This is a genomic window from Periweissella fabaria (assembly GCF_918814575.1).
Classification (GTDB): Bacteria; Bacillota; Bacilli; order Lactobacillales; family Lactobacillaceae; genus Periweissella; species Periweissella fabaria.
Window position 1 is genome coordinate 36,610 of record NZ_CAKKNS010000001.1, and the last position, 12,131, is coordinate 48,740.

Sequence of the window (12,131 nt, forward strand, 5' to 3'; positions counted from 1 at the left end):
ATACTAGTAAAAAAGCTAGGGAAATTAATTTTCCCTAGCTTTTTTGTGGATATAGCACACACTTTTTAGCCGTAAATTACTCTTAGTAAGACAATTATGTTAGTTTGCTATGGCTAGTTAGTGTGTTTTGAAATATTGTTCTAAACCTAAACGGACATCTGTGGCAAGCTCTTCACGATAAGAGGCTTTTTGAATATATTTGAAATCATGATCACTATTAATGTAACCATTTTCTAATAAGATAGCCGGTAAAGTATTTTTACGAATTACTAAGAAATCACCAAATTCAACGCCGCGATTAGTAACGGGTAACGAATTCATTTGGTCGTTAACAGCGGTAGCAAGATCAAGTGAGCCATTGTTTTCGTGATAGTAATAGGCGGTTAAACCATTTGCTGAATTGGCGGATGGTGCTGAGTCAAAGTGAAATGAGATTGAAGCATCAGCATGATTGGCTTGGGCAATCTTAGGAATATTATCCAGGTAAACGATATGGTCACTTGTGCGAGTCATGACGACATTAACTCCATATTGTTCTAGGGCAGCTCGAACTAATTTAGCAGTTTCAAGCGTATACGTTTTTTCATATTGCCCGGTATTTGAGAGGGCCCCAGTATCATTACCTCCGTGACCTGCATCAAGCATGACCGTTGTTTCTGCCAATGGTGTGAGTGCTTTGAGTGGCGTCTTGCGATTAAGTAACCAAAGGGGAATCCACGCAATGTCTTCATTTGGTTGGCGGACAAGGGCCCAGTTATGTGTGGTTTTAATGATTTTTAGCCGTGTACCTTTAGTGACTTTGCCGACAGTTTTTGAAGTCCTTGATGGACCGGCGTGAATCGGAATTTCTGATAACGCAACAGTTTGTTGGTTTTTATTTAATAAAATAAAGGCAATTACAAAGGTAGTAATGCTAAATAGCGCCACAATTGTGAGGGGAATAAGGTTTTTTTTGATATATGTTTGCATCCGTTTTTCTCCAATTATTTAACATACTTTAAATGATAAGGTTACCATAAAACGGCCGTACTCGCGATATTTTAAGTGAAATATCAAGATTAATTATTTATTTATGAATGGAGAGTACCGTGATGGAAAGGGATATTGTATAATTAGTGAATTGATACTACTATAAATTTCTAAAAGGGATACAGGATGCGCGATATACAGAATTATTTTGATAGACACTTATACATTGGACGGATTGGGACGGCATTTATTTATGCAGTAATGGTTTCGGTTGCTTTGAATTACTTTTGGACACCGGGGCATATCTATTCATCTGGGATTACCGGGTTAGCTCAATTGTTTGACTCATTATCAAAAGGAATATTTGGCTTTAATATTCCAGTCTACATTTTTTTATTCTTGTTTAACGTACCATTGATTATTGCATCTTGGCGCGCAATTGGGCATCGCTTTGCAATTTTTACGACAATTGCCGTTGTTTTGGCCTCAGTTATGATTCGTGTAATTAATGAACCTGTAACGCTTACCCATGATCCGTTAATTGATGCCATTTTTGGGGGCTTAGTAAATGGATTTGCGACAGGTTTGGCCTTACGTAATGGAATCTCAACAGGTGGCTTGGATATTATTGGTATTTTAATTCGTAAGCGAACAGGCATGCGGATGGGGATTGTTAATATGACCTTTAATGCCTTCATTATGTTAGCAGCTGGGTTAGTCTTTGGTTGGCAGTTTGCATTTTATTCAGCTATCGGGGTGTTTGTTAATGCCAAGGTGATTGATACAGTTTATACCCGTCAGCAACGGATGCAAGTGATGATTATTACTGATCGACCAAAAACAGTCGTTGATTCAATTCAAAATCATTTACGGCGTGGAATTACAATTATTCACGGCGCAGAAGGGGCCTACAAGCACGATGACAAAAATGTTTTATTCACAGTTATTTCTCAATATGAGCAATATGAAGTGACTGAGGCATTAGGTGAATCAGATCCAAATGCTTTTATGTCAATGTGGCGGGTTGATAAAATTCAAGGGAATTTCTATGAGCCTAAATTATAATTAATCCAGGAAACATCCAAGTTATTAATAACTTGGATGTTTTTTTATTATTTAACTAATCTTTGGTATAATACACCATAGATATTTAGGAAAGTATAGGTGGAAAACATGGTCGTACGTTTAGGTTCACACGTTGGAATGAGTGGTAAGGAAATGCTACTAGGGTCTGCCAAAGAAGCAGCGAGCTACAATGCCAATACATTTATGATTTACACTGGGGCACCACAAAATACGCGCCGTAAAGATGTCAGCGAGATGAACATTCCGGCCGGTCACGCTTTTATGGCCGAACATGATTTAGCGGAAATAGTGGTCCATGCACCATATATTATCAATCTAGGGAATACAATTGCACCTGAAAAGTTTGCTTTTGGTGTAGAGTTTCTTAAAGCGGAAGTACAACGTGCGGAAGCCTTGGGTGCCTTACAAATGACTTTACATCCAGGAGCCCACGTTGGGGCTGGTGCTGAAGCTGCAATTGCGTCGATTGCCAAGGGGTTAAATGAGGTGATTACACCTGACCAAAAAATTAGTATTGCTATTGAAACAATGGCCGGTAAAGGGACTGAAGTTGGGCGTACGTTTGAAGAAATTGCGGCGATTTTAGATAAGATTACTTACAATGAAAAAGTTAGCGTCACAATGGATACTTGTCACATTCATGATGCTGGGTACAATGTCCGTGAAGACTTTGATGGCGTGTTAAATGAATTTGATAAAATTGTTGGTTTAGATAAATTAGGCGTAATGCATGTGAATGATTCTAAAAACCCACAAGGTGCACATAAGGATCGCCATGAAAACATTGGCTTTGGGTACATTGGTTATCAAGCCTTACATGATGTAGTCTTCCATCCACAATTAGAACACATAAGTAAAATTATGGAAACGCCATATGTTGGTGAAGATAAAAAAACGGCCGTAGCACCATACAAAGCAGAAATTGCAATGTTACGGGCGGGTGAATTTGACCGTCAATTACGGGAAAAGTTAGTGGCAGGTTGGCAAGAAGGCCCACTTGTAACGGAACTTTAAAATAATTGTTTTTTTGAATTGACTTGAACTTCGTTATTTGCGATAATGGTAATCGAGCATTTGGAACTTAGGTTATGGATGTTACATATAACTGAGAGGGGGTGTATTTCATGGCAAAGACAGTCGTTCGTAAAAACGAATCTCTTGATGATGCACTTCGTCGTTTCAAGCGTGGCGTTTCTAAGGATGGTACTTTACAAGAATACCGTAAGCGTGAATTCTACGAAAAGCCATCTGTTAAGAAGAAGCTTAAGTCAGAAGCAGCTCGTAAGCGTAAAAACAAGAAGAGCCGTTTCTAATAGAGCTATCTATTAATAGGAAGTGTACGCTGCGTCGAAAGACAAAGAACACTAAAACAGAGAAGGAAGAGTCTAATTTATTAGGGTCTTCCTTTTTTGTATGCTTAATAATTCAATTGCTTGTAAAAGTGGACTAAATAAGCTATGATATAATGATAGATTTTTATGAAAGTGAGTTAAATGCCATGTTAAAACAAACAAAAAACTGGTTGCGGAAACATGATTTCGAATATCATCAAGACTTCATTCGTCCCTTAATGGGAACTGAACGCACATTTGTGTTGAAGTTTGGCCGAGACAGCAAGAAAAACTCGCGGGTAATTGTAAAATACCGATACACATTTTTTGGCAAGTTAAAAATTACTGAATTAGATTTGCACATTCACGGTCAACACAACCCGCGCGTTTTTGCTAGCGAAGCGGATTTTATCGAATATCTTGAGCAACATTTAGACAAAATTAAATTAGATGCTTACAAGCACCCAGAACGCTTGGAAGCAGAATAGTTAAAGTAAGTTATAAACATACGCTTAAAGCGTCCGAGAAATATTTCTTGGACGTTTTTTGTTGCGCAAAGATATTAAAATAATGGAAGTTCTTTTTGCTTTTTTATATAAAAAGATTATAGTTGAAGTAGTAAAATTCTATCTTGGGAAAGTAGGCTTGATTGATGATTTTTTTGTTTATGTTATTTGGGGTATTAGCAGGAATTGTTTTGGCCAATCAAAATCCTGTTAATGCCTATTTACGGGTTTTTGTAGTTTCACCATATGTTGCATCGTTGATTTCATTTTCAATTGGAACGATTTACATGGGGGTTGTAACAGTGGCAACTGGCCGGTCTCTTTTACCAACAGGAGCTGAAATTACTAGTAATCCATGGTGGTTATGGCTAGGTGGAGTCATTGCGGCAATTTATTTAACATCAAATATTTTGTTGTTTCCCAAACTTGGAGCGGTGCAAACCGTTATTTTGCCAATTTTAGGCCAAGTTTTAATGGGAACAGTGATTGATTCCTTTGGTTTATTTGGTGCCAAGCATATTCCCATTACCGGTATGCGTTTATTTGGGGTAGTAATCTTATTACTTGGTATGTTTGTCGCCGTGGTCTTAGCTAATCGGACGAAAGCAGAACAAATATATAAAGACGAACTTGAAAAACAAGATTCTACAACGGCCCTTACTATCTGGCGAATTTGGGGTGTTTTAGTGGGGATGTTATCAGCTATCCAACAAGCAATTAACGGACGTTTAGGGACGGTCGTGCATAGTCCGGTCCAAGCAACGTTTATTTCATTTCTAATTTCGTGGTTTGTAATTTTAATTGTTACGTTAGTTGTTCATCATACGGTACATATTCCAATAACCGCCTTTAAGCAAATGCCTAAGTGGGGCTGGATTGGTGGGGTTTTAGGGGCAACATTTGTCCTGATGACCGTTATTTTAGTGCCAATTATTGGTGCAGGATTAACGGTTACAACCTCATTAATTGGTCAGATTTTTGGATCAGTCTTAGTAACGCAACTAGGTTTGTGGCGGTCAATTAAAAGCCCGGTCAAACGGCTACAAGTGATCGGTATTCTTATTATGTTAATGGGTGTATTGATCATTAAAGGTATTGTGTAATTGATAAAAATAAAAGTCTGGAAGAATTGTCTTCCAGACTTTTATTTTTATTAGCCATTATTATTTTAAAAACGGCGCTAAGTTATTACGTAACTCTGATGACGTGACGGCTGCAAAGGGCGCTTGCGGATGTGTTTTTTTGAAAATTTTAATAAATGGTTTTTCAAATGGCACCCAGTCAAGTTTAGGTAATGCAGTTAGCGGTGTTAATTCATCAACGGTTAGGCCGTGATGGAGTAAGATTAAAGCTAAACGCGTTTCTAATGATAATTGGCTATCTTGGACCAAGTGTGATAAGTCAGCTAAATCAAAATTTAACATGGTACTCCTTACCGGTTTGAATTATTGGGTTTAACTTTTGGAATTAAGGGCTTACGTGGGCGATTATATGTGAAACCTTCACCGAGGGTTTCTTGGACATTAAGAATCGTTGTAAACGCGCGTTGGTCAATGCGGGCAATTAATTGCCGTAGTTGATGTAATTCACCTGGTGAAACAACAACATAGACAGTTAAGCGTGGTTCACGAGTATATGATCCTTCAGTATTGAAATAACTAGCACCACGATTCATTTCGCTGTACACTGCACTGACGATTTCTTCAGGTTTGTCAGTCATAATTAGGACCCCACGAGCGGCATAAGCTCCTTCTTGGGTAATTGTGACAATTCGTGAGTAGACATATGATGCCAGAATGGTATACATCATGTGGAGGATGTCGATGTAAACCAATGAAACAAGCATGACAGTAATATCAAGTAAAAGCAGGCTTTTTCCCATTGGTATCCCGTATTTTTTTTCAAAGATACGTGCAATCACATCTGTTCCGCCAGTTGTACCACCGAAGCGATATACAATTCCAAGACCTGCTCCGGCAATTACCCCAGCGATAATCCCTGAGATGAACATATCGTGGTGTAAATTGAGTTGGAAGGGAAATGTTTGCCAGATATAAATCCAAAATGATAACGCAAAAATGCCGTATAAAGTATAAACCAATGATTTACGACCTAAAATTCGCCACCCAATCAAAACTAAAGGAATATTTAAAACTAATGTTGCAATTGCCGGATCAAATCCGGTGAGGGCCCGCAAGATCAAAGTGATCCCTGTGACACCACCTTCAGCTAAGCTATTTGGGATGTTAATGTTAACCAATCCCCAGGCATAAATTGCAGTCCCAATGGTAAACATGATTAAGTCAAGTGGCCGAATTTTTTCATTTTCTTGGACCATTGAATGCCTCCTAAAATTATTGTTTATCTTTCAATTCTAGCATTTTTACTAATTAAAGTCGTTAAAATCCACAAACAATATTCTGATATTCAATGTTTCAGTAAATCACGATATTTCGGACGTTTATTTTTATGAATAGAATTGGTATGATATTAAGTAATAAAAATGTACATAAAGAATGGAGAATGCAGTGAAAATTGCTAATTTACCACAAGAATTTACCGCGGCGTTACCGATTTTAGAAACGATTACTACCGCTGGCTTTGAAGCTTATTTTGTTGGTGGCAGTGTCCGTGATATGTTATTGGGCAAGGCCATTCATGATGTCGATATTGCTACGAGTGCGTATCCATCAGAAATTAAAGCATTATTTAATAAGACGGTTGATACCGGCATTGAACATGGGACGGTTATGATTTTAGACCATGGGAATGGCTATGAAACAACCACTTTCCGAACAGAAACAGGGTATACCGATTTTCGTCGACCAGATTCCGTTAATTTTGTGCGAGATTTAGCCGAAGATTTAAAGCGCCGAGATTTTACTATTAATGCCTTAGCGATGCGTGCCGATGGTGAGATTGTTGATTTATTTAATGGGTTAGAAGATTTGGATAACCATATTATACGCGCGGTTGGCGATCCGGTTGAGCGCTTCCATGAAGATGCCTTACGAATGATGCGAGCGTTACGCTTTAGCGCCCAATTAGGCTTTGTTATTGAAGATACAACAAACACAGCAATGCAAGCAGAAGCCCATTTATTAGTTAATATTGCCGTTGAACGGATCAATGTTGAATTAAGTAAATTAATGCTTGGTAAAGCAGCGGGTGAAGGGTTGCTAGGTTTTGCGCAAAGTGGTTTGTTTAATTATGTGCCCAATATTGATATGGGCCGAGAGTTAGATATTGTCGCTGCGGGATTGAAACTACAAGGACAAACGCTAAGTGATGATGCCACGGCGTGGACGTATTTAATTGATCAACTTGGATTAAGTGAAGGGGATGCCGCAGGTTTTCTAAAAGCATGGAAACACAGCAATGACTTTAGTAAACAGGTTAAAACGGCTTATCACTTTATTCAGTTATACCGCCAACAAACAACCATCACAGCGTGGGAATTGTATCAAGTCGGTACAGCTTTACCGATTGCAATCGCTGTTTTGAAATTAAACTTCAGTTCATTTGATGGAGATAAATATTTGACGGCTTATCATAGTCTAGCAATTACTAATAAGCGGCAATTAGCCATTGATGGCCAACAATTAATTGCAACAGGTGTTGTGAAACCGGGTCCGAAGATGGGGAAAATATTAGCTGATATCGAACATGCGGTTGTGATTGGTAAATTAAAAAATCATTTATCAGATTTACTCGCATACGCCGAAATGCTGCAAAGTAAGGGAGAATAAGATGCAACAATTACGAGTTGAAGGCCTTACCAGTGTGTATGGCGAAAAGACTTTATTTAAAGATATTTCGTTTTTAATTAATGAAACCGATCGGATTGGCTTAATTGGGGTTAATGGGTCTGGAAAAACCTCATTACTGAATGTAATTGCCGATTTGAACTCTGCTGATCAAGGTCAAATTATTAAACCTAACGATTATCGGGTAAGTTACTTGAAGCAACAACCAGAACTTGATGAAAGTTTGACCGTCATGGAAGCAGCCTTTGCGGGGAGTCAACCTGTCTTTCAAACGATTCGGAACTACGAAGCGGCTTTGAGTGCTTATAGTGCTAATCCTAATGATGAAAAATTATTAGCACGTTACACTAAAGCTGAGGATGCCATGAATCAAGAAGATGCTTGGTTAGCCGAAGCTGAAGTTAAGACGATTTTAACGCAATTACACGTACCAGATTTAAATCAAGTTGTTGGTAAGCTATCTGGGGGACAAAAGAAACGGGTTGGTTTAGCCCAAGTTTTAATTCAAAAGCCCGACTTACTAATCCTTGATGAACCGACCAACCACTTGGATTTTGATTCAATCGCATGGCTGGAAAAATATTTAGCCAGTTATAGAGGGGCTGTCTTGACAGTTACCCACGATCGGTATTTTCTTGATCAAGTAGCAACCCGAATTTTTGAATTGTCATTTGGTGAAATTTACGAATACCAAGGTAACTATGCTGATTTTGTAGCGCAAAAAGCAGAACGGGTTGCTGCCGCAGTTGTCGCTGATCATAAACAAGAGCAACTCTATCAAAAAGAATTAGCATGGATGAAGACATCAGCCCGTGCCCGTTCAACTAAGCAAACCGCTCGTCAAAATGCCTTTGCGGACATTGAGGCTAAACGAAATACCCTACAACTTGATCAAGATGTTGAAGTTAATTTAGGCCAACAACGGTTAGGTAAAAAAGTTATTACGGTTGAAAATGCTAACTTAGCATTCGGTGATAAGGTTATTTTGCGTGATTTTAACTACTTAATTCAAGCTAACCAACGGATTGGAATAACTGGTGCCAATGGAGCTGGTAAATCAACGTTCTTGAATGCATTGGCGCAACGGGTGCCGCTAGATAGTGGGGTTGTTGAAATTGGTGAAACTGTAAAATTAGCCTTTTATACACAACAAATGGAACCAATTCCTGAAGATAAGCGCATGATTGCGTATTTGAGTGAAGTTGCTGAAACAATTAAAGATAACGATGGTAATGATGTCAGTGTGACTGAATTGTTAGAACAATTTTTATTCCCACGCTTCATGCACGGAACTTTAATTCGTAAGTTATCAGGTGGTGAAAAGCGGCGGCTCTTCTTGCTTAAGTTATTAATGTCTCGACCAAATGTATTATTCCTAGATGAACCAACTAATGATTTAGATATTGGGACATTAACGGTGTTAGAAGATTACTTAGCCAACTTCCAAGGAACCGTAATTACCGTTTCCCACGACCGTTACTTCTTGGATAAAGTTGCCGATAAATTACTTATTTTTGATGGTAATGGTGCCATTGAGCAATATACTGGTTTATTTAGTAGTTATTTAGCGAGTCAACTGGCACAGGCACATCCAGCCCCCAAGCATGTTACTAAAGCAGAAAAACAAACAGCTAAAGCGGATGTTTCAGCACCAGCTAAGAAAAAGATGACCTACAAAGAAAAACAAGAATGGAGCACGATTGAAGCTGATATTGAAAAGTTGGAAAATCAACAAGCTGAGATTGAAGCGCAAATGGAAGCCAACGGGGCCGACTTTGGTAAGTTATCAGAATTACAAAGTCAACTTGAAACAACCAGTGCCACATTAGAAACCATGATGGAACGTTGGGAATATTTATCAGAATTAGCAAATTAAATGGAATAATTGAGGAGAGACTGGGCATGACTAAAGCCGATAAGATTTTTAAACAAAATATTCGTAATATTTTAGATAATGGGGTGATGTCAGAGCAAGCTCGCCCACATTATAAAGATGGTAAAACGGCTAATAGTAAGTATATTACGGGGGCTTTTGCTGAATACGATATTAGTAATGGTGAATTACCAATTACAACCCTTCGGCCAATTCCAATTAAAGCAGCAATCAAAGAAATTTTTTGGATTTATCAAGATCAAACAAATCGCTTAGATGTCTTGGAAGATAAATACGGTGTTAAATACTGGCGTGATTGGGTAATTGATGATGGCCAAACAATTGGGCAACGTTATGGTGCCACTGTTCGCAAGCATAATATTATTAATAATTTATTAGATGCTTTGGCTGATAATCCTTGGAATCGCCGTAATATTATTGATTTATGGCAGTACGAAGATTTAGCAGCTACCGATGGTTTGAAACCATGTGCTTTTCAAAGTATGTATGATGTGCGGCGAGTAGGGGATGACATTTATCTTGATGCGACTTTGATTCAACGGTCAAATGATATGTTAGTGGCGCATCATATTAATGCGATGCAATATGTTGCATTGCAAATGATGATTGCCAAACACTTTGGGTGGAAGGTTGGTAAGTTCTTTTATTTCATTAACAACTTACACATTTATGACAATCAATTTGAACAGGCTAATGAGCTCTTGCAACGGACACCTAGTGAGGTGGCTCCTAAATTAGTGTTAAATGTTCCAGATGGGACTAATTTCTTTGATATTAAACCTGAAGACTTTGTACTGGAAGACTATCAACCGGTTAAACCACAATTGAAATTTGAATTGGCTATTTAATTAAGGAGATTATTAATGATAAATATGGTTTGGGCAGAAGCACACGACCACGTAATTGCTAAGGATGGTAATATTCCATGGCGGTTGCCCGCTGATTTAGCATTTTTTAAGCAAGAAACCATCGGGCATCCAATTGTAATGGGCCGCAATACATTTAAAACATTTAATAATCGGCCCTTACCACAACGAACAAATATTGTTTTGACACATGATGAAAATTTTGTTGTACCAGCTGGATTCGTTGTGATGCATTCCGTCGCCGAAGTATTAGCAGCAACTGTGGAGCAAGGACTAGATTTATCAGTTATTGGTGGTGTTGCTATTTATGATTCATTTATGCCGTATGCTGATGAGTTAGCAGTAACAGAAGTTGATTTAGCTGTTCCAGGTGGTGATGCCCAAGTGGCGCCAGTTGATGTAACAACTTGGCAATTAGTTGAAGAACGTGTTGGTATCCTTGATGAACGAAACACAATCCCGCATACTTTTAAGATTTATCGGCGAAAGTAAAGATTACTAGTTGGTAAATAAAATAGCAAAACGCCCTGGAAAATTTATTTTCCAGGGCGTTTTGTAGGTTAATAATTATTTAAAAATTAATTAGTCAATGTAACGAAGTTCTTTAGGTGAGTGCGTAAAGGCATCAGCACCGTTTTCAGTCACTACGACACAATCTTCAATGCGGACACCAACTTCACCAGGAATGTAAATCCCAGGTTCAATTGAGAAAGTCATCCCAGGTTGTAATTCGAGGTCATTACCTTCCATGATTGATGGATATTCGTGTTCACTAGTGCCCATTCCGTGGCCGAGGCGGTGGATGAAGTATTCACCATAACCAGCTTTAGTAATCACATCACGGGCAATTTTATCAAGTTGCGCGGCAGTAATTCCGGGTTTAACAGCCGCTTGTGCCGTTAATTGCGCTTCTAAGACAACATTGTGGACTTCAAGGGCTTTAGCGTTAGGTTTGCCAAATGCAAATGTCCGTGAAGTGTCTGAGATGTAGCCTTGATACAATGTTCCGAGATCAAATAAAACTAATTCATTACGGTGCATTTGAATTTCAGAAGTGGCACCATGAGGGTCAGCTGCGTGCGCTCCTGCTTGAACTAATGTATCAAAACTCATACCGGAAACGCCGCGAAGTTTAGATTGATATTCTAATTCGGCCGCAACTTGTAATTCTGTTTTACCTTCAGCAACCGCTTTGAAACCAACTTCCATCGCAAAGTCAGCATCAAGGCCGGCTTTGTGTAACAGTGCAATTTCAGCTGGTGTTTTGATTAAACGTATGGCTTGCATGTAAGGGGTCATGTCTAAGTTGAATTGCGCATTTGGGAAGAAAGCATGATTGGCTTCAAACCGTTCAACGGTTAATGTTTGTTTTTCAATGGCCCAGCTAATGGGATTTGTAATCCGTTCTTTGATGTGTTCGGCAATCATTGCAAAAGGTTGTTCGTGGTCTTGGTACCCGTAAACACCGTATGGCCAACCAGTTGCTTTGACTACTTCAACTTCTAAAGCAGGGCAGAAAATAAAAGGTTCGGCTTCAGGGAATACGAAGAGCGCTAAAATCCGTTCAATTGGATCAGAACCAAAGCCAGTTAAATATTGGATTGATTCAAAGTTAGAAAAGTACGCAACTTCAGCCTTATTTTGACCTAACCAGTCACGAATTTGATTTAATTGAGTGTATTCCATGTGAGACCTCATTTCTAGAGTTAATA

At 38.7% G+C, this 12,131-nt stretch carries 13 protein-coding genes; 9 read left to right on the forward strand and 4 right to left on the reverse strand.

The window, feature by feature from the left end; all coding sequences use genetic code 11:
- Window positions 1–117: 117 nt before the first annotated feature.
- Window positions 118–969 (reverse strand): N-acetylmuramoyl-L-alanine amidase family protein, encoded by an 852-nt coding sequence (locus tag LQZ75_RS00190; protein WP_230095825.1) that lies wholly within the window; start codon window positions 967–969, stop codon window positions 118–120.
- A 186-nt stretch (window positions 970–1,155) separates the two neighbouring features.
- Here LQZ75_RS00190 and LQZ75_RS00195 point away from each other — a divergent pair, with 186 nt between their 5' ends.
- The 5 genes from LQZ75_RS00195 to LQZ75_RS00215 all read left to right on the forward strand — a co-directional run bounded on the left by LQZ75_RS00195 (window position 1,156) and on the right by LQZ75_RS00215 (window position 4,995).
- Window positions 1,156–2,034, forward strand: a complete 879-nt coding sequence (locus tag LQZ75_RS00195; RefSeq protein WP_230095826.1) for a YitT family protein — start codon at window positions 1,156–1,158, stop codon at window positions 2,032–2,034.
- Window positions 2,035–2,142: 108 nt separating this feature from the next.
- Window positions 2,143–3,069: a deoxyribonuclease IV gene (locus LQZ75_RS00200; RefSeq protein ID WP_230095827.1), complete on the forward strand. Its 927-nt coding sequence runs from the start codon at window positions 2,143–2,145 to the stop codon at window positions 3,067–3,069.
- Between the two features lie 110 nt (window positions 3,070–3,179).
- A complete protein-coding gene (rpsU, locus tag LQZ75_RS00205; protein ID WP_168721033.1) occupies window positions 3,180–3,368 on the forward strand; it encodes a 30S ribosomal protein S21 in 189 nt (62 codons plus the stop codon).
- A 185-nt stretch (window positions 3,369–3,553) separates the two neighbouring features.
- Window positions 3,554–3,874 carry a hypothetical protein gene (locus LQZ75_RS00210; protein ID WP_230095828.1) on the forward strand — a complete coding sequence of 107 codons (321 nt, stop codon included), beginning with the start codon at window positions 3,554–3,556 and terminating at the stop codon, window positions 3,872–3,874.
- A 164-nt stretch (window positions 3,875–4,038) separates the two neighbouring features.
- Window positions 4,039–4,995: a DMT family transporter gene (locus tag LQZ75_RS00215; RefSeq protein WP_230095829.1), complete on the forward strand. Its 957-nt coding sequence runs from the start codon at window positions 4,039–4,041 to the stop codon at window positions 4,993–4,995.
- A 60-nt stretch (window positions 4,996–5,055) separates the two neighbouring features.
- On the opposite strand, the gene LQZ75_RS00220 is transcribed toward LQZ75_RS00215, so the two are convergent.
- The gene (locus tag LQZ75_RS00220; RefSeq protein ID WP_230095830.1) at window positions 5,056–5,316 is read right to left on the reverse strand and encodes a hypothetical protein; all 261 of its coding nucleotides are present in this window, start codon (window positions 5,314–5,316) and stop codon (window positions 5,056–5,058) included.
- 8 nt (window positions 5,317–5,324) lie between these two features.
- Entirely contained in the window at window positions 5,325–6,230 is a 906-nt protein-coding gene (locus LQZ75_RS00225; protein ID WP_230095831.1) for a YitT family protein, read from the reverse strand.
- 190 nt (window positions 6,231–6,420) lie between these two features.
- Between LQZ75_RS00225 and LQZ75_RS00230 the strand changes: the two genes are divergently transcribed.
- The 4 genes from LQZ75_RS00230 to LQZ75_RS00245 are packed head-to-tail and all read left to right on the forward strand — an operon-like array spanning window position 6,421 to window position 10,911.
- On the forward strand, window positions 6,421–7,641 hold the full coding sequence (locus tag LQZ75_RS00230) for a CCA tRNA nucleotidyltransferase (protein ID WP_230095832.1): 1,221 nt from the start codon (window positions 6,421–6,423) through the stop codon (window positions 7,639–7,641).
- A gap of 1 nt (window position 7,642) precedes the next feature.
- Window positions 7,643–9,535 (forward strand): ABC-F family ATP-binding cassette domain-containing protein, encoded by a 1,893-nt coding sequence (locus tag LQZ75_RS00235; RefSeq protein WP_230095833.1) that lies wholly within the window; start codon window positions 7,643–7,645, stop codon window positions 9,533–9,535.
- A 26-nt stretch (window positions 9,536–9,561) separates the two neighbouring features.
- Window positions 9,562–10,401: a thymidylate synthase gene (locus tag LQZ75_RS00240; protein WP_230095834.1), complete on the forward strand. Its 840-nt coding sequence runs from the start codon at window positions 9,562–9,564 to the stop codon at window positions 10,399–10,401.
- Between the two features lie 15 nt (window positions 10,402–10,416).
- Entirely contained in the window at window positions 10,417–10,911 is a 495-nt protein-coding gene (locus tag LQZ75_RS00245; protein ID WP_230095835.1) for a dihydrofolate reductase, read from the forward strand.
- Window positions 10,912–11,001: 90 nt separating this feature from the next.
- Here the strand turns inward: LQZ75_RS00245 and LQZ75_RS00250 are convergent, their stop codons facing one another.
- Window positions 11,002–12,105 (reverse strand): M24 family metallopeptidase, encoded by a 1,104-nt coding sequence (locus tag LQZ75_RS00250; RefSeq protein ID WP_230095836.1) that lies wholly within the window; start codon window positions 12,103–12,105, stop codon window positions 11,002–11,004.
- Between the last annotated feature and the right edge of the window lie 26 nt (window positions 12,106–12,131).